Below are 23735 nucleotides of genomic sequence, written 5' to 3'. Positions count from 1 at the left end.
TATTACTACCTCCTAAGTTGGCACATGTTATGCATTAATATTAGTGACTAGCAAAGGAGAAGTATTATGAAAAAGCTATTTTTAGTATCAATTTTATCACTATTAACAAGTTATGTTCTGTCTGCACCACGTGAGACACCAACAGAAACTTTTGATGATTCAATTTGTTTAACTAGAGGGTTAGATTTAAAGCAAAAAATGAAAGAAGTAGATGAGTTAATTGCGAAATCTGCTGGTAGTGTTATTGAGAGTGATAACTCTTCAGCAACTAGTCAGTAAGCTTAATTATCTCGTAATACTTTTAAAAGGGCCTCGCGTTCTTCAACAGTGTATTCACCATGTTGATACTCATCAAGAGCGTCGAGGTCCTCAGCTCTCTTTATTTGTTCCTTTGTCACACCTGAAGATTCTCTTTTTACATAATCAACTTTCTTAGCAGTGTTATTAAATAACTTAACTGTCATTTCTTTGCCTTCTGATAGGCTTGTATTTAAATAAAAAGAAATCGTAGAATAAACCTTTTCTGTATAAGGGCGCAGCGGCTTATTGATTGATTCAAAGACTGTTTTTTTCTGACTTACAGGAAAGGCCAATATTAAAAAACTCACTGTAAAATAAATTGCAAAACGAATCATCTTCTAGCTCGCTTGTTCTTGGATCATATCGTGCATCATTTTTTCAACAGACTTCAGTAAATCTTCCTTTTTAAAAGGTTTTACTAAGAAGTCTTGTGCACCAGTTGATATTGAGTCGATACATACAGTTTCAATATCAAGAGAGGACATCATAATTACCTTAGCATCCATAAAGTTATTAACGATTGACTCTGCCAATTCAAGTCCACTTACTTGCGGCATAACGACATCAATTATGAAGAGGTTTGGATTTAATTCAAAAGACAATTTAAGGGCCTCTTGAGCATTTCCTACAGTGGCAACGACCTCATAACCTTCTTGCTCAAGAATATCTTTTGTTGATGTTCTTGCCATCTCTGAGTCATCCACAATCATTATTTTTAGATCTGTTTTTTCCATACATCTCTCATTTTAAGTGATACTTACTTAAAAAAAAAGAGGGCCAGTTAGGCCCTCTTTTCTATGCAGCCTCTGAGGCCATTGTTTTTTCTTGATGTTTTTTCTCTGTTTTTTGATGAACCTCTTTTTTGTACTCATGCCATCCGACAAGAGCTATATCGAGTACTTCATCAATAGTTTTAACAGGTACAAAGTTGATTTTCTCTCTTAGGTTCTCTGGAATATCTACTAAGTCCTTTTTATTACCCCATGGAATAACTACTGTAGAAATCCCCATTCTAAGAGCAGCTAGGGCCTTTTCTTTTAGGCCACCAATTGGAAGAACTTTTCCTGTAAGAGTAATCTCACCAGTCATTGCTACATCACGACTTACTGGAACACCTGTGCAATTAGATACAAGTGCTGTTGCTAGTGTGATACCGGCACTTGGTCCATCTTTTGGAGTTGCACCAGCTGGTAAGTGAACATGAAATTCATGGTTTTCAAAAATATCCTCATCAATTCCCATATAAAGTGCACGAGAACGGATGTAGTTAATTGCCGTTTTTGCTGACTCTTTCATTACGTCACCAAGTTGACCCGTAAGAGTAAGACCTTGTCCTTTCATCTTAGTTGTCTCAATGTAGAGAACTTCACCACCATGAGATGTCCAAGCTAGTCCTGTTGATACACCAACTTCATCATCTTCTTTATGATCTTCTTTTACAAAGATAGGTGGACCTAGGTATTTAACAACAGTATCTTTTACGATATGTGTTTTTGCCATTTCGCCTTTTGCAATTCTCATTGCAACTTTTCGACAAAGAGTTCCGATTCTTCTTTCAAGATTACGTAGACCTGCTTCTGAAGTATAGTGCTCAATTACACTTTCTACACCTTCATCAGTAAAGACAACGTGCTCATCGTTAATACCGTTCTCATCCATTTGCTTAGGGATGATGTATCTCTTAGAGATTTCAACTTTTTCTTCTCTTGTATAACCTGAAAGGTTAATAACTTCCATACGATCTCTAAGTGGACCAGGAATATTTTCAAGCATATTTGAAGTAGCAATAAACATACAATTTGAAAGATCAAATGGTACATTTAAGTAATGATCTCTAAACTCAACATTTTGTTCAGGATCAAGTACTTCAAGAAGTGCTGCTGAAGGATCACCTTTGTAGTCACCTGATAATTTATCAATCTCATCAAGTAGAACCACAGGGTTATTAGTTTTTGCTTGCTTCATCGCTTGAATAAAACGACCTGGCATTGCTCCAACGTAAGTTCTTCTATGACCTCTGATTTCAGCTTCATCTTTTACACCACCAAGAGAAATTCTAACAAACTCTCTTCCTGTTGCACGAGCAATTGACTTCCCAAGTGATGTTTTACCAACACCAGGAGGACCTTGGAAACATAGGATTGGCCCTTTCATATCATCACCTTTAAGTTGTCTAACTGCTAGGTGCTCAAGAATTCTTTCTTTGATTTTAGTTAGCTCAAAGTGGTCTTCGTCTAGAATATCCAGAGCTGCATTAAGATCAATGTGCTCTTGCGACTTTTTATTCCATGGAAGATCACACATCCACTCAATATAATTTCTCATGATGCTAGCTTCTGATGAATCTGGGTGCATCTTTTCGAGTCTAGTGAATTGCTTCATTGTTTCTTTTAAAACATCTTCTGGCATACCCGCTTCATCAATTCTTCTTTTAAACTCTGCGAATTCATCTTGTTCTTGTGATTGCCCATCACCAAGTTCTGACTTTATTGCCTTGATCTGTTCTTTAAGGAAAACATCTCTTTGGTTTGTTGATTCAGATGAAGTATTGTTCTTCATCTTTTGTTGCATCATTAGAATCTCTAATTCACGATTTAGAATGTCGTTGATTGCATGTAGGCGATCAACTGGATCTAGTGTTTCGAGAATTGTTTGAGCTTCTGAAACATGGAGGTTTAGATTTGATGCAATAAGGTCTGCAAGTCTAGAAGGATCTGTAATATCTTCTAGTACCATTAGAATATCTGGAGAAAGAACTTTTCCAAGTTGGATAACTTTCTCAAGCTGCTCTTTAATTGTTCTCATAAGAGCAGTTGTTGCAATATTTGCATTATCAGCGATAACATCTTCAACTTTCTCAACTTTTGTAACATAAAAAGGAGACTGTTGTTCAAAAGAAGTAATTCTCGCTTTAGATAGACCTTGTACTAAAATTTTAATACGTCCATCAGGCAGCTTTCTCATTCTCATGATCATGGCAACTGTTCCTAGCTCATAAATTTCTTCAGGGGCTGGATGTTCTGCAACGATGTCTTTTTGGCTTGATAATAATATTAATCTATCTGAATGATTAATAGCATGGTCAATAGCTTTGATTGATGCTTCTCTACCAACAAATAGAGGTAAAATCATAAATGGATAAATAACTAAGTCTCGGATTGGTAAGAGGGCCAATTCTTCCTTAAACTCAATGTTCTCACCCTCGTAATTTGTAACCATAAATCTTTCCTCCAACAGGTCGGCGCAATATAGGCAATATGTTCTTAAATAACATCGGGCAATAAAAAAAACTCTTTAATAAAAAGAGCGAAAATGCGTGATTTTTTTGAGTTTTTTAACTGATTTTTTTGCTATGATTTAGTTAATGTGTTGTAATTCCATAAAGAGTAAGTGGACCGTTATAGTCGGTTATTAGGAGATTAAATATGTCAGATAATTCATCAAAAAAAGTTGCAATTGTTGTTCTTGCTGCAGGTAAGGGAACGAGACTTAAGATGGACATCCCAAAACCACTAGCGCCACTTCACGAAAACACATTAGTAGATTATGTAATCGATACATTTAAAGACTTTGGTGACATCACATTAGTAACGGGCCATCAACGTGAACTTGTTGAAGAACATGTTAATAAGAAATTTGAAAATATTAACTATGTATATCAGAAGGAACAATTAGGTACTGGCCATGCTGTACAGACTTACTTGAAGGACTTTGAAAACTCTCGAGGTTATGATTATACAATTGTAACTTGTGCAGATACTCCTTTAATCACAAAAGAAACAGTTAGTTCATTAATTGAAGAGATTGAAAAAGGCTCAAATGCAGTATGTGCAACTTTTACGGCAGATAACCCAACTGGCTATGGCCGAATCATTCGCAAGGGAACAGGTTTTCAAATTGTCGAAGAAAAAGATGCAAATGATGATCAAAGACAAATTGATGAAGTTAACTCTGGTCTTTATATCTTTAAAACACTTTATTTAATGGATCATATTTTTAATTTATCTGATGATAATAAATCAGGTGAATTCTATTTAACTGATACATTTTCTCCGGAAGCAAATGTTACACCTTTATTATTTGAAGAGCCCCGTGAGTTTCTAGGAGTAAATAACCTTATTCAACTTTCTCAAGCGGATATTTATTTAAGACGCTCAATTGCTCGCTACTTAATGCTAGAAGCAGGAGTGCGCTTTACAGATCCTTCTCATACATATTGTTATTCAAAAAATATTGGTCAAGGAACACATCTATTTCAAAATGCTTTTATCGATGACAAAACAGTAATCGGTAAGAATGTTATTATCGAACAAGGCGTGACAATAAAGAATTCAATTATTGAAGACGGTGCCATTATTAAGGCCAATTCATATATTACTGACTCAAAGGTCTCAAAAGGTGCTTCAATTGGACCAATGGCACAACTTAGACCTGGAAGTAATATTGGTGAAGGGGCAAAGCTTGGAAATTTTGTTGAAGTAAAGAAGTCAAATATTGGTAAGAAGTCCGCTGTGTCTCATCTAAGTTATGTCGGAGATGCTGAAATTGGTGATGGTGTAAATATTGGCTGTGGATTCATTACTTGTAATTATGATGGGGCCAATAAGAATAAGACAATTATCGGTGATGGTTCATTCATCGGCTCTGATACACAAATGATTGCTCCTATTGAAATTGGCAAAGAGTGCTATGTTGCGTCAGGCTCAACGATCAATAAAAGTATGCCTGATGGATCTTTTGCTATTGCTAGAGGGCGTCAAGAGACGAAAGAAGGCATGGCAAAGCGTTTCATTAAGAAAAAAACAGATAAATAAGTCATCCAAAAATTTTAATTTCGCCTGCAAAATGGTATCTTTTCCTAATTAGTATTGTTTTAAACATATAAGGAAGTGACTATGTGCGGAATTGTTGGGCATTTAGGGCCATCAAATTCAGTTGACGTTGTTCTAGAAGGACTTAGAAGACTAGAATATCGCGGGTATGACTCGGCTGGAGTTAGTTTTATTAACCAAAATAATGAACTACTCGTTTATAAGAAAGAAGGAAAAATTCAAAATCTTGAAGCAGAGCTTGAAGGTAAGGATATCCATGCCAGATCTTGCATTGGTCATACACGTTGGGCCACTCATGGTGGAGTAACCGATTACAATGCTCACCCTCACGTTTCTACGAAAGATGGTATTGCTATGGTTCACAATGGAATCATTGAAAATGCATCTGAAATTCGTGAAGAACTTAAAGGTCAAGGAATCTATTTTGAATCTGAAACTGACTCTGAAACATTTTTAGGACTTCTTATTTATCATAAACGCCAGGGAACTCCAATTCGCGAGGCGATTGTAAAATCATTTGAAAGAATTGAAGGCTTCTCTGCATTTGTTGTTTTAAACCGCGAAACAGATGAAATCTTTGCCATTAAAAAAGGTGCACCTCTGGTATGTGGGAGTAATGAAGTAAACTCGGAAGTTTTTGTTTCAAGTGACCCTTATGCTCTTGCTGGTATGGCAACACGTATCTATTTTCCAGAAGACGGTGTTCTTTGTCATTTAAGTGTTAAAAATAATCAACTACTAAACTTCTATGAGCTTAGTGGTGAAAAATGTCATCGCTATATGTCTAAAGAGCAAACGATCGATCATGATCCAGCTTCTAAAGGTGACTTTGAACACTATATGCTTAAGGAAATCTATGAGCAGCCTGAACTAATCCGCTCACTTACTCAATATTATTTTCAAGGTGAAGGGAAAGAAAGCTTAGAAGAAGCGACAAAGCTTCCTATGAAAGCAGTTAATATCTCTGCCTGTGGTACGGCCTTTTATGCAGGCTTAGTAATTAAAGACTATATTGAATCAAAAAACCGCGTTCGCTGCTTTGCTGACATTGCTAGTGAGTTTCGTTACCGAAATCCAATACTAGATAAAGAAGAGTTAGCGATGTTTATCTCTCAATCAGGGGAGACGGCAGATACTCTTGCTGCCCAATCAATGTGTAAGGAGAAGGGCCTTAAGTCACTTTCTATTGTTAATACAGAAGGTTCAACTCTATATCGTGATTGTGATGTAAACCTTATGATTCGTGCAGGTGTTGAAATTGGTGTTGCTTCAACAAAAGCATTCACTCAACAAGTTCTTACAGGAAAGACTCTTTCTGAAGTTCTAGCGAATGGTGGAATTGATGATGAACTAAGAAATACTTTAGCTTCTCGATACAGCTTATTAGCTGAGAGAGTTGAGCAATTACTTGATAATACAAAACCAATTAAAGATGTTGCGGATGCAATCTATAAGCATAAGGGATTTTTCTATACTGGTCGTGGAGCATATTTTCCAATCGCTATGGAAGGGGCACTTAAGCTTAAAGAAATCGCATACGTACATGCTGAAGGCTACGCCTCTGGTGAGTTAAAGCACGGGCCAATCGCTCTTATTGATGAAGAGAAAGTAAATGTTGCTCTCGTGGGTGAAGAATTATTTGAAAAAACGGTTTCAAATATTCAAGAGATTAAAGCACGTAAAGGGCTTATTGTTTCAATTGGTCCTAAGAATCGTTACGAGCTTAAAGAAGTATCAGACCATTATATTGAATTAGATTTTGAAGGACTAGGAGACCTAGCTCCTTTATATGTAAATGTTGTAAACCAACTGTTAGCTTATTACATTGCTAAAAATTTAGGTACAGATATTGATAAGCCAAGAAACCTGGCGAAGTCAGTTACAGTTGAGTAAGACGAAATAGGAATTTGAATGAAGTTAGATCACCTCAATATTCAACAACGACAAGCTGTTAAAGAGATTGATGGCCCAATGATGATCCTTGCTGGTGCAGGGTCTGGAAAGACGAGAACTCTAGTAACGAAGATAGCGTATCTTTTAGAAGAGAAGAATATTTCTCCCTTTCAATTATTGGCCTTAACTTTCTCAAATAAAGCAGCAAAGGAAATGCGTGACCGTGTCGGCCGCGATGTTAGTTGTGATGTTGGGGCACTTCAAGTAACAACATTTCACTCTTTTTGTGCAAGACTTCTAAGAGCAGAGGCCAATTACTTAGGACTAAGTCGTAATTTTACAATTTACGATACGGCCGAACAAAAGAGCGTGGTTAAAGCAATTCTAAATCGCCGTGGTATCTCTCAAAAAGAAACATCTCCATTTGAAGTAATGTACTTCATTGAGGACTTGAAAAATCACGGTCATTATCCAGATAGAGATATTTCAGATAAAGATTATGAAGTTGAGGATGATGACATCTTCTATGACATGTATCTTGATTATGAGAAAGAGCTTCATAAGGCCAATGCGACTGACTTTGGTGGTTTAATTGGTGGAGTTATTCAGCTCTTTGAAAAATTTCCTGAAGTTCTTGAGCGCTATCAGGATCGTTTTCGTTATATCTTAGTGGATGAGTATCAGGATACAAACCGCGCGCAATTTGATCTTGTGACAAAGCTTGCAAAGAAAAGGCGAAATATTTGTGTCGTTGGAGATGAGGATCAATCGATCTACTCTTGGCGTGGAGCAGATATTAGAAATATTTTAGACTTTGAAGAAGTCTATAGCGATGCTCAAATTCTAAAGCTTGAACAAAACTATCGTTCTTCAAAGAATATTATTGAAGCAGCTGGAGCAGTTATTTCCCGAAATACCCAGCGTAAGGGAAAGAGTATGTGGACAGATAATCCGGAAGGAGACTCTATCGACATAATTGAATGTTCTAGTGATCGTGAAGAAGCAGACTTTGTTTCAGAAGAAATCATTAATCTTCATAATGAGCATGGAGCTAGTTATGATGAAATGTCTGTTTTTTATCGTACTAATTCTCAGTCTCGCCAGATTGAAGATGCTTTAAGAAAATCTAATATTCCATACCGAGTTGTTGGTGGAATCAAATTCTATGAAAGAAAAGAGATTAAGGATCTTATTGCTTATATTAGGCTACTTGTTAATGATAAGGACTCGCTTGCTTTAAGTCGTATTATAAACGTACCAACACGTGGTATTGGTGCAACAACCTTAAGGAAAATAGAAGAAGAAGCAATCAAGACAGATAGCTCTCTTTGGGAAGTTGTTAATAGAATTGTTGATAACCCTGAAGATTTTAAACATATTCGTCTATCATCTCGTGTTAAGTCCTCAATGTCACAATTTGTTCACCTAATTACTGAAGCTAAGATAGCTCATGATCAAGGTGAACCACTTGAAACAGTATATGAAAAACTTCTCTACGAGTCGGGATATTGGGAGATGCTAAGAGCGTCAAAAGATTATGAGTCTCAGGCGAGAATGGAGAACCTTGAAGAACTAGGTAGTGCTTTTACTCAATTTGAAGACCAGAACCCAGAAAGTCGCTTTGGTACTTTTCTTGAAACGATTACTCTAGATAACTCTGTCGTTGGAAAAGAAGAAGAGAATCAGGGGGAAGTTTCTTTAATGACTATTCACGGGGCCAAAGGTCTTGAATTTGAATACGTCTTTGTTACAGGAGTCGAAGAGACTGTATTTCCTAGTTACCAATCAATGGAAAATGGAGAGGCTGCAATTGAAGAAGAGCGTAGACTTTTTTATGTTGCCATGACTCGTGCCATGAAACATTTGTATATTACATTTGCTCAAGGGCGTATGCTTTTTGGTCAGCTAAGGTTTAATGGTTTTAGTCGCTTTATCCAAGAGATCCCAAACAAATACTATACTTGGAGAAAAATTGGTGGTGGAACCCAGGCCAATGAAAAAGATGATTGGGATGATCTATGTGATCCTGTTTATGATGATGAGCCGGTTTATCGAGTGGATTCATCGGCATCAAAAAAAATGCAAGAAAAGAAGGCCACTTATCCAAAAGGATCAAAAATTGTTCACTCTCTCTATGGTGAAGGTACTGTTTTAGATTGTATTGGGCCAAGTGGGGATGAAAAAGTAACAATTAAGTTTAATGATGGTGCACAGAAGAAGTTTATGGCAAAGTTCGCACCGTTGACTTTAATCTAAATACCATTGGAGGGTATGTGAAAACTAAGTCACCATTAAAAATAATTTTTTTATTTTTAGGAGCCGCTGTATTATTTGCAGCGATTATTCTCTTTGTGGCAAAGAGAAACTTGAAACCAGATGCTATTAGGCAAGTCTTTACTGAACAATTACAAAAGGCCCTTCCTAATGCACAAGTTTTTACGCAATCTCTTGATTACTCGCTAGGAGTAACTTCTAAGGTAAATATTAGAAAAGTAGAAATACTTTACCCTCATGCTGGAAGAAAGCTTCCTTTAAGTTCATTTGATAATCTACAAGTTGAAGTTCCTTTTTGGACGATGCTTTTAGGTTATGGAACGATTTCCATTAACATTAACAAACCAGAAGTCAGCTATATTGAATTTAAAAAGGGCTCCAATTGGGAAAACTCTTTAGAGAAAAAAGAAGTTGTTAAATTTGGAACAGAAGATAAAGCAAGCAATAAAGCTTCATCAAAAGAAGAAAGTAAGGATAATAATGACTCGTTTGGAGCATTAGGCTTCTTTGCAAATGCAAGTATCAACTTAAATATCAATGATATTAAGGCAAACTATGCTCTTAGGGATGGTGATCACGGTGAAGTTATTATTAATCGTTTTGCTCTTAGAGATGTCGGTCTAAATACGACAACAACGTTCGAGCTCAAGTCTCGTTTTGACCTGTTAAAAGATAAGCAAAATGCAATGTCTTTTAATCTGGCAATCTTAGGGGAGTCGAAGCTTGATAAGTGGCTTACAGAAAAGAAATTAGACTTTAATGCCGAAGCCTCGATTACAAATATAAAGTCGAATCTATTTATTAAGCCTTTAAATAAAATACTTTTAACGATTAATGGTGGCCTAAAAGATAAGCAGTTATCATCGGAATTAGCTGTTGCACTTGAAGAGCAGCAATTTATGAAATCTAAACTTGATTATGACTTAAAAAATGGAAGACTATTTTTACATAATCTAAATCTCGATACAGATTTAAAAAACTTTATCTCTTACTTTATCGATTTAACGACTCTCGACATTTTAATTAATGATGGAAGACTTAAGGTTGAAGGAAAATTAAGCAGTCAAAATAATAAGCTCAATCCAAATATTACAACTTCAATAAATGGAAATGTCGTTGCATATAATATCCCTTTGAAATTAGATGTAAAAAATAATCTTAATAATAAGCAGATTCGTTCTGCAATTGAGGTCAAAGCTTTAGAGGGAAGTGCAAAAATAGGCCAGTCAACACCATATGTACTTGGAGTTGATCGTTTTGATTATTTAAAAACATCTATTGTAAACGTTCATTTAAAAGATGTTGTTATTCCTACACAGATACAAAGCACGCCAAGAGAGGAAGAAAAGAAAAGCTCCGAGACAGATAAAGATGAGAGTGGTGAGACAAGTAGTAAAAAGTCACTATCCAATACTGAAGGAGAAATTTTTACTCAATTTCCACTAAAGTCCAAAGTTCGATTCTCAAATGTAATCTTAGGAGAGTCACCTATAAATGGGCAAATTTCTCTTAGTGTTAATAGGAAACAATTAAAGATCAGATCTAATAAGTTAAAACTTGGAATTGCTCCCTTGATGCTGAGTTATGATTCTCAAATAAAAGAGAATTCAAAAACTTCACAAGTCAAAAGCTCATTTAAGAACGTTGATATTTCAAGCGCTGCACTCTTTATCCCTGAAAATATAATTGATTCAATAGAAGGAAGCGCAAGTGGTGCTATTGATGGAAAGACTAAGGACCAGGAATACGACTTTAATGTTAATTTAAGAGTTAAAGAAGCAAAACTTAATAAAATAAACCTGACAAAGGTCTTAACCAGTTTATTTTCAAAAGTTGAAAAAATAGCCAAAAAGGATTTCCAAATAGATGGGAAAATAAATGAGATATCATTTAAAGGACGTTTTGATGATCGTCTTCATCAAATTCAAGAGTACCGTGTCATTGTTGATGATGGCCTTTACGTTCTAAGAGGTAAAGGAAAGATAGACTTTAAAACGACTGGTGAATTACTTGGAGAAGTTGTGATTAATAAACCAGATTTGAAGCATGATCTTGAAAGAGATTATGGTACATCTAGTATTCCTTTTCGTTTAGAAGGAGTTGGTTACCAATTAAGAAATGATTACGAATATACAGTAAAGAAGCTTGCTGAATATGCAGGTAAGAATTTATTAAAGAAAGAATCAGATAAGATTCTTAAAAAGAACAAAAAGAAAGTAAAAGAATTATTTAAAGGTTTATTTCAATGAGTAAAAATTTAATTGGATCAATTGATATTGGTTCAAATTCAACTCTTCTATTAGTTTTAAATACAAAGACGAAAGAAGTCGTTGAAGAAGTTTCAACGATTACGGCACTTGGTAGAGGACTGGATAAAAATGGTGTGTTCCAAGATAAATCTATGGAAGATACATTCCGTGCCTTAAGTGAATATAAAGATAAATGTAAGTCTATTGGTTGCGAAAAAATAATCGTTACTGCAACAGAGGCCTCTCGAGTTGCCAAAAATGCGCAAGAATTTTTCTCAAGAGTAAAAAGAGAATTAGGTTTAGAGATTCAAATTATTTCTGGTGAAGGTGAGGCTTATTACACTGCATTTGGAATAAATGAAATGATGAAATCAAAATCGAAGGTACAACTTATCTTAGATGTGGGTGGAGCTTCAAGTGAGTTAATACTTATTAAGCCAAAACCTTTTGAAATATTAAAAACAGTTTCACTGCCAATTGGATCAGTACGAGTTGATGATTGGATCAAAGACGGGGAACTTAAAAAGAACCTTGATGCTATTTTCGAAAAATATAATGTTGAAGATTATAGTGGTTACGATGTTATTGGAGTAGCGGGAACATTAACTAGCTTAGCTCTTATGTTTTCTGGGGCCAATGAATTTTCAAACGATGCAATTAATAATTTCTCACTAGCACTTGCTGACTTTAATGAGAGTGTGGATCGTATACAACTGGTTGATGCAAAGGCACTAGGAAAGCAGTTTTCTTTCTTAGGTAAAAGGTCTAAGACAATTCAATCTGGAGCGATTTGTTCTCAAACAATCTTAAATAAGATCAATCCAAAAGAAATAAAATTTTCAACTTACGGCCTACGTTATGGAACGGCCATTTCTGGAGCAATAGATGAAACTTACCTCGTATGAATTATCAACTTTAGAGGCCGAGTCTTTGATTTTTAAAGAAGGGCAAAAAGCGGATTATATTGTTCTTGTGAAGTCTGGTACAGTTGTCACTGTAAAAGATCATAATGGACGTCTTGTTCCAACTGGAATTCATAAAAATGGTGACTTTCTTGGAGTTTCAGGTGGAATAAATCGCGGTGTATATGATGAGTCAGCCTTTACTGTTGGTCAGGTGGAACTTATGCCTATTCCGATAAGTGAGGTTGCAAAAATTATCGATAATAATGAGTTATGGCTTAAGAAAATTATTAATACGACTATTGATCGTTTAGATAGCGCTGTAAATATTCTTGCTGAACATAAGATTTTTGATACTGCTAAAAGTAGTGATTTTTCTTTTGATGATGAAGCAGAGGCCAAGTTTAGGAAGTTAATGAATGCATAAGTTTATAATTGGAATTTTATTCGTCTTTCTTTTAGGCTGTCAGCAAGAAGAGACTAATTGGCAAGGTGGTGTTGATCAAAATAGTAATGGTATCCGTGATGATATCGATACTTGGATAAAAGAGAAAGCAGGGGATTCGAATCGTCTTAAAAAAGCACTTGAAACCCTGGCCAAAGTAAACCCTGCTGATTGTGAGTATTCTGTTAAGGCAAAATGTTTAGAGCAACTTAGTGAAGATGGAATTTTTCTTCAAATCGAGTTGTTGGAGCTACAATTAAATACGAGTGAATTAAGAGAGAAATTCGAGGACAACCTTAAAAATTGTCCCCGTATTGATGATCGAAAAATTAATTATAAGTGTGATTTATAGGCTAAGCCTTCCACGGTTATTAAGAGCAACAATTGTATCAGTAACTCTTTTTCTGGCCCTTTGAATATCTCTTGTTTCGTTTCCACCAAGATTCTTTACAAGGTAAGAGTATGCCTCTTCAGCACTTTCTCTTGGAAGAAGTGTAAGAATTTTCTTCTGAAATGTTTTTTCACACTCTTTAAGTGCAACACCTAGAATAGGGGCCTTAATAAACTTTAGGACTTGTGCTAAATCAATATCATCCAATGAGTAAATAGTATTGAATGTGATACTTTCAGCATATAGCTCTTTGGCCAGCGTAGGGTTTCTCATCTGGATATTTTTAAGTAACGTTGCCCTTTCTTCTGCTCCCATAAATTTGAGCATTTCAATAATTTGAGCTTTACCGTTAATGAATACTCCACCATTTTCTTTGCTAGCTTCCATTTAGTTTCCTTTGGGAGATTAAGCCTCTTCCCATTTCATTTTTTCTTTCATGTATTTTTCGCGAGCTTGTTCAAGTGTATCGCGGTGAGACTCTGTCATTTGCGAAATCTGATTGTCATGGGTTTCTTTTAATTCTGCAACCCTTGCTTCATGGGACTTTTTCATATTATTAAGCTCAAGCTCCATGCGCTCTTTTTCTTCTTTAACAAGTTCAGATTGCTTGTCTCTAATTTGTTTTAATTTAAGTTCCGTCTTATTTTCAAGACTACTGATCTCAGTTTCATAGTGTTTATTAAGTCTTTTAATGTCTGAAAGATGCTTTTTCTCAGTCTTTTCATATTCACGATTATTCTCGATCTTCGCCTTCTTTAATTGATGGGCGTGTCTCTTGTATTCTCGTTGCTTGAATCTTTCGAGCTGCTGACGGTTAATTTCTGTAGACATAATATACTCTTCTTTGACTAGGACCTAAAAGCGTCCTAATATATTTTATAAAGGATTTAACCGTAAGTGAATGGAGGCAAATATGTCCTTAAATAAAGGCCGTCGTGTATTTTTAATAGAGGGAAAACGAACACCATTTGGTAAATTTGGTGGCTCATTAAAAGATATTAAGCCTGTGGACCTAGCGGTATCTGCCACAAATTCACTACTTAGCGAAGTTGGCCTTAAGGCCGAGCTGATTGATCAGGTAATTCTCGGTAATGTCGTCCCTTCGTCAACTGATACTATGTATGGTGGAAGACATTTGGCCCTAAAGGCAGGATGTGATGAAAAGACTCCTGGAATTACTATTAACCGACTTTGTGGTTCGGGTATTCAGGCAATTTTAGATGCGACTAGGTTAATTAAATTAGATGAAGCTAATTGTGTACTGGCCGGTGGAACTGAGAATATGTCGATGGTTCCTCATCTAACATATGGTGCACGTTTTGGTACGAAATACGGATCACTTAAGAATGTGGATATGTTACTCGATGCCCTAACTGACCAACATGCTGGTTGTCCAATGGGGATAACGGCAGAAAACCTTGGTGGTAAATATGAAGTATCTAGAGCTGATTGTGATGAATTCTCACTACTTTCTCACCAAAGAGCAGCTGATGCCTATAACGATGGACACTTACAAAAAGAAATATGTGAAGTAGAAATCAGAAAGGGAAGTGTTTCAAAAGATGAACACCTAAGAGCTGATGCGTCTTTGGCCGATATGAATAAACTGCGTTCAACTTTTGTAAAAGATGGCCTAGTTACTGCTGGTTCTGCATCCGGAATTGTCGATGGTGCTGCTGTGGCCTTAGTTGCTAGTGAAGACTTTGTAAAAGAGCATGGTTTAAAACCTATTGCAGAAATTATTGATGGTGCAGTCGTTGGAGTTGATCCGACAATTATGGGAATTGGCCCAGTTCCAGCAATTAATCAAATCTTAGAAAATAATAAAATGGAACAATCACAGATTGATCTATTTGAAATTAATGAAGCTTTTGCTGCACAAACATTAGCTTGTTTAAAAGAACTTTCATTAGATGTGAGTAAAGTAAATATCTGGGGGGGAGCAATTGCTCTAGGACATCCTCTTGCTGCTTCTGGAACTAGAATTACAACAACACTTGCACATCAATTAAAAACTGAAAATAAAGAGTACGGTATTGCAAGTGCATGTATTGGTGGTGGCCAAGGAATTGGTATCCTTATCAAAAGAGTATAGATGAATAAGGTAAGTGAAGAATTAAAATTCTTTCATAATGATTATGTAGCTTTTCGTGACTGGCTTTGTCTCGATATTCAAAATGTAACGTGGCAAGGTAAGTACCGTGAGGATTTTGAAAGATTTTGGCAGGCTTTCTTTGATGAGGACTTAACATTATTTCAAATCTCTAAGCGCTTCACTTATTTAATCGAAAATATAAATGTAGGACCTCTAGAATCATGGTTTATTTGGCTTAGAGATAAGTTTAATTGCTATGTTTTTATTTCACGTGGAATTACAATTGAAGAGCTTGCACAAAACCTTCACCAAAATGAAAGAGATATTGCAATTCTTTTAAGAAGCTTCTTTGTTGAAGTTTTTCCTGAACATGAAGAGTATATAAACCGTAACTTTACAATTAACGATATCCTTTCAAGCAATAAATCTACAACAGTTCAGAAGTTAGTCGATGATCTCGGTGTGGATCTCACTTTTTCAGGAAGTCATAACCATGAGATTCTAACATCAATGGAGGTAACTCTTTATCAAGAGTGGGTATACTTTGTTAGAAAGATGGAAAAAGACTTCAAAGTTAGAAACTTTAATCTTTCACGTATTAAGTTAAGAGATAACTTAAGTTCAAAAATTCAAACTATGGCACAGATATTTGCCTTTGTCGGTATTGCTATTTTTCTTGTTTGGGCCATTGAGTATGCGAATAAAACTTATGAAAGTTATCTAGCGGATAAAATTAGTGTATATGAACCACAGTTTCGTTGGGAAAATGAAGGTTTAAAATTCACAGAAGAAACAATCGCTGATCAAGAACAGATTGCACAATTTGAATTAGATATTAAAGATATTGAAAATGTTGATGATTCAGAAAACTTTCTTGGTGAAACATTAGAAGACGAAGAACGTGATGAAGTTGAATCAGAAGTTGTTCTAACATCAATTGATACACTTCCAAGAGATATCTCGTCTGCTGATCGCGAGCAGTCGTCTTTTGAAGAAGATATTAAAGGTGGTGGTTATCGTGATTCTCGCTACGGTAATACAAAAGTATATAGAGTGATGATGAACTCTGCTGATACTGATGAAACTCGTCGAAGATTATCAAGACTTTTAGATCTATATAAAGTTACACAAGTCGATAACGTAAAGCCTGGCCTCGCTGTTCCTGGTGGTTTTTATTACAACCTCTATGTTCCCAGATCTCACTTAAAAGATTTCATGGCACAAGTTAAAGGTGATGATGCTGTTGTTATTTATGAATCTCGTACAAGAACACGTCGTAATCCACCTGGTAAAAATAAGGTATTTATTTGGCTTAAGACTATTTAGCCGTTACTTTGCGAAGGCCTTCCCAATCTTACAACTCGCGTTTAAAAGTTGCCCGAAGGCAAGTTTTAATGCGAAGTTGATTCGAGTACTTCTTAGTTACATTACAGGACTTTGAAGTGGATACTACATCTGACCATCTGGAATGCTAAACAATGTCTTTACTTCACGAAGTAGTTGGTGAGTCTGACCAAGGAAGTGCCATTGCCTAACAAACCCAATCAGCATCGAGGCAATAAACCCATACGCAACACCTGAGTGAGTTGTTTTTTCCACCATATTAGTGTCATGGGCACCACCTAGGAAAAATGCAATCATTCCTAGAATGATCATGAGCATTGTCCAAGGAATAGTTTGTCTCTTGGCCAGGTCGGCTTTATGAACATAGCGTTTAACTTTATCTTTATATGGAGTTAGGTCTGCCGGTGCGTCATCAAATAGCTCGTGCAGATTTTTTTCACTTGTAATAATCAGATTGATATTATTAACAAGTCTCGAAACACCTATAAAATAGAACATTACGAATGCTTGTGCGAAGATTGTATAAAGGTAGGCTGGAATGGCCAACTTTATGTGACTGATACCTACATCAATAAATCCTAGTGCTACGCAAGTAGTTAGGCCGATTGCGGCAACCATGATAACGATCAGTGCTCTTAATAGATAGGCCATAATTTCACCTTTTATAATTGTCAACTATACTCTAATTTGCTAATTCTTATTTCATATTTAATAAAACATTTACTATAAGGCAATTTCTTCGTGAGCGAGAAAAATCAAAGTAATAAACTAGATAAAAAACTTCTTGAAAGTAATCCGGTAATGGGCTCTTTAATGGTGCCTATTGCAATAGTGTTAGTTGGAGCATTAATTATTTTTGGTGTGACTAAAATGCTTTCAAATGATCACTCTTATAAAGATCTTGTCCATGAGATGAAGTCGAAAACCTTTGGTAATAAGTGGATTGCAGCATTAGAGCTTTCAAAAGTTATTTCTGCTGGAGCAATTGAAGAAGAAGATATTCCTTGGGTTGTAGAAAATCTAAAAGATGTTTATCGAACTAGTGTTGATCCAAGAACTCGTGACTTTGTTGTTGTGGCAATTGGGGCCCTTGGTAATGAAGGAGGCCTTCCTGTACTTGAAAGTGCCTTAAAAGATAAAAATCATCCTGAAATTAATTTTCATGCAATGGTGGCACTGTCAAAAATGCCTAAGGGGATTTTGTTTAACTGGGATCTCGTAAAATCTTTTTTAGGAAGAGATGATGCGGCGCTAACTCAGGTAACGATATTGACTCTTGCTACTCACGAAGTGAAAGATACAGAAAATTTATTTGTTGATCAGCTTAAAAGTGAGCTCGGTTTCACTGTTAGATATGCCGCAGCTACAGCATTAATCGCGTATAAGAACGATGAAGCGAAAAAAACGATCAATGAGATTTTAATGCTAAATGATGAGTCTTTAGGCAAAAGATTAACTGTACAGGAGATCCGTGGCCTTAAATATAATGTACTCACTGCGTTGAAAAAGTACGGTTGGAATGAAATGTCGCCAAGCGTTGAAAAAATGATAAATATTGAGAAGGATATAAAAGTTGTCAGCCTTGCAAAGGAAGTTTTAAATTCGTTGAAATAGTGATAACATCCTTCAAAGAATAAATTGAATTTGCAGTAACTTATGAATCACAATTTGAGTCATTGCGACTTAAATTAGTGCATTTTTGAATAAATAAGAAATAGAGGTTTCTAAAAATGTCTGAAAAAAAACAGCTAAACCGAAGAGAGTTCTTTAGCTTTGTAACTGTTGGTTGGGTTGCGTTTACTTCTGCAATCGCAGGTTTCTTAACATTAGCTTTCCGCTACACTTACCCGAACGTTAACTTTGAACCAGAAATGGACTTCGTTGCCGGAAGACCTAACGATTACGAAGAAGGCGTTGATGAGCGTTGGAAGAACGGTTACGGTGTTTGGATTGTTAAAATGGAAGGGCGCTTATTTGCACTTTCAAATATCTGTACTCACCTTGGTTGTGTACCAAACTGGCTACCTGCTGAATTAAAATTTAAGTGTCCATGCCACGGTTCTGGTTATTACCAAAATGGTATTAACTTCGAAGGGCCAGCTCCAAGACCACTTGAAAGATATAAAATTTCACTGAATGCTGAAGGGAAAATCATCGTCGATAAAACTAAGATCTTCCGTTATGAAAAAGGTCAGTGGGATAACCCTCAAAGTTTTTTAAAGGTTTAATTTAGTTAAATATATAGGAAGGAATAACAATGGCTAAAAGAGGTGTTGTTGATTACATTAGAGAGACTCAAGTCTGGAAATCAATCTTTAGACACGGTCCTCCGACAAACGCAAGAAATAGAGCAGCAGTAGTTGCTGGTAACGTGTTTTTACACTTACACCCAATCAAACTTAAGAAATCAGGGGTTCAACTTGGTTATACTTGGTGTATGGGTGGACTTACTTTCTTTATTTTCTTAGCACTTACTGTAACTGGTGTACTTTTAATGTTCTATTACAGACCAACTGCTGAGTACGCATATAACGATATTATCGCACTTAAAGAGCATGTGCCTTTAGGGATTATGCGTGAGATTCACAGATGGGGTGCCCACGCCATGGTTATTACTGTGTGGCTACACATGTTCCGAGTCTTTATGACTGGTTCATATAAACCACCTAGAGAATTCAACTGGGGTGTTGGTGTTATTCTATTAGTATTAACTCTTCTTCTATCGTTCACTGGGTATCTTCTACCTTGGGATCAGCTAGCGATTTGGGCGATTGCCGTTGGTTCAAACATGGCCAAAGCAACTCCATTCCTAGGGCATGGTGGTCCAGGTGCTGCGTTAGCACAAATTGGTGACTTCGTAATGGTTTCTGATAAAAACGACGTTCGTTTCCAGCTTCTAGCAGGACGTTTCGTTGGAGAGCCGGCGCTATTAAGATTTTATATTCTTCACTGTGTATTCATTCCACTTGTTGTAGGTGTTCTAATTGCAGTTCACTTCTGGCGTGTAAGAAAAGACGGTGGGATTTCAGCACCACTTTAGAAAGTATATTTTGAGAGAAAGGGATATATAAATGAAAGAACTTATCAACTGGCTAGCCGATCCGATTAGATCATTCCCGATTGTGTCGGTCTTATTCTTCTTCATGATGAAATATTATCGTGTTGTTGGAAGTAAAAAGTTTGCTAAATGGTCGTTAATCGCAGCTGCACCAATTACGGTTTGGTTTTGTATGGATGCGAACTTTAGAGCAATTATTCTTTGGCCAGATAACATTCCTATTAACATTATTATTGTTCTTATTGCTTGGCTTACTTGGTATGCACTTTATAGAGCTGCTGAGAATGATAAGAGAATTGAAAATGGTGAGTGTCCAATTGAAGCACTTCCAGAAAATAGAGAAAAAGTATGGGTATGGCCTAACTTAGTTTTCACTGAGCTTATGTGTATGATCGGTTGTACAATTTTCTTAGTTGTATGGGCGATTGTTTTCAAGGCACCTCTTGAGGAACCTGCAAATACTACATGGGCACCAAACCCGGCAAAAGCACCTTGGTACTTCCTTGGTCTACAAGAAATGCTTGTATATTTTGATCCTTGGATGGCAGGGGTTGTACTTCCTGGACTTATTCTAGTTGGACTTATTGCAATTCCATATATTGATACAAACCCTAAAGGTAATGGTTATTTTACAATTAAAGAAAGACCAATTGCTATGTGGGGATTCCTTTATGGTTGGATTGTTCTTTGGATGTATCTAATTATCGTTGGTACTTTCTTACGTGGTCCAAACTGGACATTCTATGGTCCATTTGAGTACTGGGACTTCCATAAAGTTGTTTCTGAGTACAACGTTAACCTTTCAGAGTTTGTGTGGCTTAAGTGGCTAAATACACCAATGCCTTCAAATATTATTGTTAGAGAGATTGTAGGGATTATCCTAACTCTTGTTTACTGTTGTGTACTTCCAGTTGCAATTGCTAAGTCAAAGTACGGGAAGAAGATTATCGAAAACACTGGTCAGATTAGATATTATATTTTCATTATTCTAGTACTAGGTATGACATCTCTACCAATTAAGATGGTTCTGAGATGGCTATTTAGTCTGAAATATATTATCGCTCTGCCTGAGTGGGAACTTAACCTGTAAGAAAGAAGAAGTAATAAAGGGTATATAAAAATGTCAAAGAAACATGAGCCAGGCATGGCCTATGATATGAAAAAACTGAATAAGATCTTCGCGATCTTTTCACTAGTTCTTTTGGTCACTGTGATTTGGGTTTTTCTCGATGATTACTTAAGACCTTGGAAAGCTATTCAAGTCGAAGCAATGAAGATCGAAAAAGAGAAGATTGCTAAAGACATTGCTGAAGAAGAAGCAAAGATTTCAAAAGAAAAACTTGAGATCTTAGAAAGAGAACTTGAAGTAGCCAAGAAAGCAGTTGCTGAAAAAGAAAAAACAATTGCTGAAGTAAATGAACAACTTCATAAAATTGAAAAAGAGATTAAGAAAGAACAGATTGTTAATGGTCGTCTTAACTCTGACGTTGCTGCCTTAGCATTTAATTATGGTGTTGCTCATGCTGAGCACGCTCCAAATGCTGGTGAGCTATATTCAAAACTTCAGGAAAAGAAGAAGTTATTTGCTGCATCTACAGATCGCAAGAAAGAACTCCAATCAAGTGAGAAAGCTCTTAAGAGAAAAGCTGCTTCTTTTAATTCAGATATTGAATCAATTAAGAAGCAGATCAATAGTATCGTAGGACGTAAAGAACTTCTTAAGAAAGCTGAAGCTAGAAAAGAAGTAACTCCTATTTTCGCTTTAAGAAACTTACCATTTATCGACTTTATGGACCCAACAGTTAAGGTTCAACAAGTTGTACTTGAAAACATTACAGATGATCGTTTCTTTCAACAGGTTCCTAAAGTTGACCGTTGTATGACTTGTCACACATTTATTGATAAGCCTGGTTACGAGAATCAACCAAACCCACATAAGACACACCCTAACCTAGACTTAATGGTTGGTGCACAAGGTAAGCACCCAATGAAGAAATTTGGATGTACAGCTTGTCACGGTGGTGAAGGTCATAGAGTTAATGACTTCAATGCAGCAGCACACATGCCTGCTACAGAAGAGCAAAAACAAGAGTGGATTGCTAAGTATAATTGGCATGAGCCACACAAAGTTCCAATCGTACAGTTTAGACGTGGTGACTATGAAGCTGGTTGTGTTAAATGTCACTCAGATGTTCAATATATTCCACAGGCAACGACTCTTAATGAAGGACGTCGTAACATTGAAAAATTTGGTTGTTATGCTTGTCACAAAATTGAAGGTTGGGAGCATAAGAGAAAACCAGGTCCAAGTTTAGAGAAGATTGCAGCGAAAGTTGATAAAGAATTCTTTAAAAATTGGGTATGGGAACCAAAGGCATTCAATAAGCATGCAAAAATGCCTCAGTTCTTCCAAAATGATAATAACTCAACACCAGAGTTTACAAAGAAGAATATTGCAGAAGTAAATGCAATGGCCGAACTTATCTATGAGCAATCAGAGAGCTACAAGCCATTCATGAAATATACTGGTGGTAATAAAGAACGTGGTAAAGAACTTGTTGGTTCTGTTGGATGTTTATCTTGTCACGGCGCTAAGGACTTCCCACTTGAGTCTCAAAAAATTGATGCTCATAAAGGGCCATATTTAGATGGAATCGGTTCTAAGATTAAAGATGCTAACTGGATGGTTTCATGGCTTAAAAAACCAAGCCACTTCCAACCAGATACAATCATGCCTTCTTTCAGACTTACTGATAGAGAAGCAAATGACATTACTGCTTACTTAATGAGTTTAAAGAATGAAAAATTTGAAAAGCTTAAGTTTGCAAAAATGGATAAAGAAGCAAGAGATGAAATGCTTGTTACTTACTTCTCAGCGTTTGACACTGTAGAAGTTGCAAAAGCAAAACTTGCGACAATGAGTGATCATGAAAGAACAATGGAACTTGGTCGTCGTTCAGTTGGTAAGTACGGTTGTTATTCTTGTCACAGCATTAAGGGATTTGATGGAAGAGCTCCTATTGGTCCTGAATTAAGTAAAATTGGTTCTAAGCCTCTAACTCAATTTGGTTTCTCTCATGAGAAAGTTGAGCACTCTAGAGAAGCTTGGATTAAGGCACACTTACTAAACCCAAGAAGATGGGATAACGGTGTTGATAAGCCATTCAAAGATCTTTTAAGAATGCCTCAATTCCACATGAAAGAAGAAGAGGCTGCAACAATTACAACTGCTCTAATTGGTATGGTTGATCAAAAAATCCCACTTAAGGGTGTTAAGAGATACGATGCTGATGAAACTGTTGTTAACGAAGGTATGAAAGTTGCTGTTAAATACAACTGTATTGGATGTCACCAGATTGATGGACGATTTGGAGATATGCTAAAGATTTACGATGATGTAAATGCTGCACCTCCAAGACTTGTTGAGCAAGGACATCGTGTACAAGCTGATTGGTTCCATTATTTCTTAGGAAATGTTTATCCAATTAGACCTTTTGTTGATGTAAGAATGCCTTCTTTTGATCTTACTGATGAAGAAAAAGAAAAGCTTGTTGATATGTTCCGTGTAAAAGCTGATCAACCTTTCTTTGATAAGAATGAGAAAGTTGTTTGGGAAAGCAAGGAAGAAAGACGTGCTGCAGTTAAGTTATTTAATGACCTTGCATGTACATCTTGTCACACTCAAGGATTCAATAATGATGAAGCACTAGCTCCAGATCTTCACTACGCTAAGAGAAGACTTAGAAAGAGCTGGATTAAGAAATGGCTAAGAGGACCAGACCAAATTATGCCTGGTACAACAATGCCTTCTTTCTGGCCTGAAGGTATGGCAGCTGATCCAGATCTTCTTGATGGAGATGCTGAAAGACAAATTGAAGCTGTTACTAAATACGTTTTAGAATTAGGAAGTGACTTTTACTCACCAAAGCACAAGAAGCAGAGTAAATAGGTA

The 23735-nt window shown here is 36.3% G+C and carries 21 protein-coding genes; 15 read left to right on the top strand and 6 right to left on the bottom strand.

All coding sequences use genetic code 11. From position 1 onward, the window contains the following. Nucleotides 1-66: 66 nt before the first annotated feature. Complete coding sequence (locus tag VCM44_RS00190) at nucleotides 67-279, top strand: hypothetical protein (protein ID WP_114706188.1); 213 nt, start codon at nucleotides 67-69, stop codon at nucleotides 277-279. Nucleotides 280-281: 2 nt separating this feature from the next. Here VCM44_RS00190 and VCM44_RS00185 read toward each other — a convergent pair whose 3' ends face one another. From VCM44_RS00185 to lon, 3 genes are all read right to left on the bottom strand, one after another. Continuing rightward, a complete protein-coding gene (locus VCM44_RS00185) occupies nucleotides 282-608 on the bottom strand; it encodes a hypothetical protein (RefSeq protein ID WP_133296892.1) in 327 nt (108 codons plus the stop codon). A gap of 30 nt (nucleotides 609-638) precedes the next feature. Next, nucleotides 639-1034: a response regulator gene (locus tag VCM44_RS00180; RefSeq protein WP_114706190.1), complete on the bottom strand. Its 396-nt coding sequence runs from the start codon at nucleotides 1032-1034 to the stop codon at nucleotides 639-641. 61 nt (nucleotides 1035-1095) lie between these two features. Beyond that, nucleotides 1096-3519: an endopeptidase La gene (gene lon / locus VCM44_RS00175; protein WP_114706191.1), complete on the bottom strand. Its 2424-nt coding sequence runs from the start codon at nucleotides 3517-3519 to the stop codon at nucleotides 1096-1098. A 206-nt stretch (nucleotides 3520-3725) separates the two neighbouring features. Between lon and glmU the strand changes: the two genes are divergently transcribed. From glmU to VCM44_RS00140, 7 genes are all read left to right on the top strand, one after another. Next, nucleotides 3726-5114: a bifunctional UDP-N-acetylglucosamine diphosphorylase/glucosamine-1-phosphate N-acetyltransferase GlmU gene (gene glmU, locus VCM44_RS00170; protein WP_120404063.1), complete on the top strand. Its 1389-nt coding sequence runs from the start codon at nucleotides 3726-3728 to the stop codon at nucleotides 5112-5114. An 81-nt stretch (nucleotides 5115-5195) separates the two neighbouring features. After that, entirely contained in the window at nucleotides 5196-7025 is a 1830-nt protein-coding gene (glmS, locus tag VCM44_RS00165; RefSeq protein ID WP_334677712.1) for a glutamine--fructose-6-phosphate transaminase (isomerizing), read from the top strand. Nucleotides 7026-7043: 18 nt separating this feature from the next. Further along, nucleotides 7044-9281 carry an ATP-dependent helicase gene (locus tag VCM44_RS00160; RefSeq protein ID WP_334677710.1) on the top strand — a complete coding sequence of 746 codons (2238 nt, stop codon included), beginning with the start codon at nucleotides 7044-7046 and terminating at the stop codon, nucleotides 9279-9281. 17 nt (nucleotides 9282-9298) lie between these two features. Continuing rightward, nucleotides 9299-11548, top strand: a complete 2250-nt coding sequence (locus VCM44_RS00155; protein ID WP_334677709.1) for a hypothetical protein — start codon at nucleotides 9299-9301, stop codon at nucleotides 11546-11548. Then, the gene (locus VCM44_RS00150) at nucleotides 11545-12453 is read left to right on the top strand and encodes a Ppx/GppA phosphatase family protein (RefSeq protein ID WP_334677708.1); all 909 of its coding nucleotides are present in this window, start codon (nucleotides 11545-11547) and stop codon (nucleotides 12451-12453) included. The genes VCM44_RS00155 and VCM44_RS00150 overlap by 4 nt, the downstream gene beginning before the upstream one ends. Beyond that, entirely contained in the window at nucleotides 12434-12877 is a 444-nt protein-coding gene (locus VCM44_RS00145; RefSeq protein ID WP_114706197.1) for a Crp/Fnr family transcriptional regulator, read from the top strand. The genes VCM44_RS00150 and VCM44_RS00145 overlap by 20 nt, the downstream gene beginning before the upstream one ends. Further along, complete coding sequence (locus tag VCM44_RS00140; protein WP_114706198.1) at nucleotides 12870-13247, top strand: hypothetical protein; 378 nt, start codon at nucleotides 12870-12872, stop codon at nucleotides 13245-13247. The genes VCM44_RS00145 and VCM44_RS00140 overlap by 8 nt, the downstream gene beginning before the upstream one ends. Here the strand turns inward: VCM44_RS00140 and VCM44_RS00135 are convergent. Next, a complete protein-coding gene (locus VCM44_RS00135; RefSeq protein ID WP_114706199.1) occupies nucleotides 13242-13673 on the bottom strand; it encodes a FliG C-terminal domain-containing protein in 432 nt (143 codons plus the stop codon). The genes VCM44_RS00140 and VCM44_RS00135 overlap by 6 nt on opposite strands. An 18-nt stretch (nucleotides 13674-13691) precedes the next feature. After that, on the bottom strand, nucleotides 13692-14117 hold the full coding sequence (locus tag VCM44_RS00130; protein WP_120404068.1) for a hypothetical protein: 426 nt from the start codon (nucleotides 14115-14117) through the stop codon (nucleotides 13692-13694). A gap of 82 nt (nucleotides 14118-14199) precedes the next feature. Between VCM44_RS00130 and VCM44_RS00125 the strand changes: the two genes are divergently transcribed. Continuing rightward, nucleotides 14200-15381, top strand: a complete 1182-nt coding sequence (locus tag VCM44_RS00125; RefSeq protein ID WP_334677707.1) for a thiolase family protein — start codon at nucleotides 14200-14202, stop codon at nucleotides 15379-15381. After that, nucleotides 15382-16707 (top strand): hypothetical protein, encoded by a 1326-nt coding sequence (locus VCM44_RS00120; protein WP_114706202.1) that lies wholly within the window; start codon nucleotides 15382-15384, stop codon nucleotides 16705-16707. 123 nt (nucleotides 16708-16830) lie between these two features. Here VCM44_RS00120 and VCM44_RS00115 read toward each other — a convergent pair whose 3' ends face one another. Next, nucleotides 16831-17376 (bottom strand): hypothetical protein, encoded by a 546-nt coding sequence (locus tag VCM44_RS00115; RefSeq protein WP_120404070.1) that lies wholly within the window; start codon nucleotides 17374-17376, stop codon nucleotides 16831-16833. 90 nt (nucleotides 17377-17466) lie between these two features. On the opposite strand from VCM44_RS00115, the gene VCM44_RS00110 reads away from it, so the two are divergent. The 5 genes from VCM44_RS00110 (at nucleotide 17467) to VCM44_RS00090 (ending at nucleotide 23732) form a co-directional block, all read left to right on the top strand. Further along, on the top strand, nucleotides 17467-18339 hold the full coding sequence (locus tag VCM44_RS00110; RefSeq protein WP_334677706.1) for a HEAT repeat domain-containing protein: 873 nt from the start codon (nucleotides 17467-17469) through the stop codon (nucleotides 18337-18339). Nucleotides 18340-18455: 116 nt separating this feature from the next. Then, entirely contained in the window at nucleotides 18456-18953 is a 498-nt protein-coding gene (locus VCM44_RS00105; RefSeq protein WP_114706205.1) for a QcrA and Rieske domain-containing protein, read from the top strand. A 29-nt stretch (nucleotides 18954-18982) separates the two neighbouring features. Further along, a complete protein-coding gene (locus VCM44_RS00100; protein ID WP_103218399.1) occupies nucleotides 18983-19765 on the top strand; it encodes a cytochrome b N-terminal domain-containing protein in 783 nt (260 codons plus the stop codon). Between the two features lie 31 nt (nucleotides 19766-19796). Then, nucleotides 19797-20873: a hypothetical protein gene (locus tag VCM44_RS00095; RefSeq protein ID WP_205570963.1), complete on the top strand. Its 1077-nt coding sequence runs from the start codon at nucleotides 19797-19799 to the stop codon at nucleotides 20871-20873. A 30-nt stretch (nucleotides 20874-20903) separates the two neighbouring features. After that, entirely contained in the window at nucleotides 20904-23732 is a 2829-nt protein-coding gene (locus tag VCM44_RS00090) for a c-type cytochrome (RefSeq protein WP_334677705.1), read from the top strand. Nucleotides 23733-23735: the final 3 nt, after the last annotated feature.

Origin of the sequence: Halobacteriovorax sp. DPLXC-1 (genome assembly GCF_036903125.1) — a bacterium.
Taxonomy (GTDB): Bacteria; Bdellovibrionota; Bacteriovoracia; order Bacteriovoracales; family Bacteriovoracaceae; genus Halobacteriovorax_A; species Halobacteriovorax_A vibrionivorans.
The sequence above is the reverse complement of the archived record's forward strand: the minus strand, read 5'-3'. Positions and strand labels throughout refer to the sequence as shown.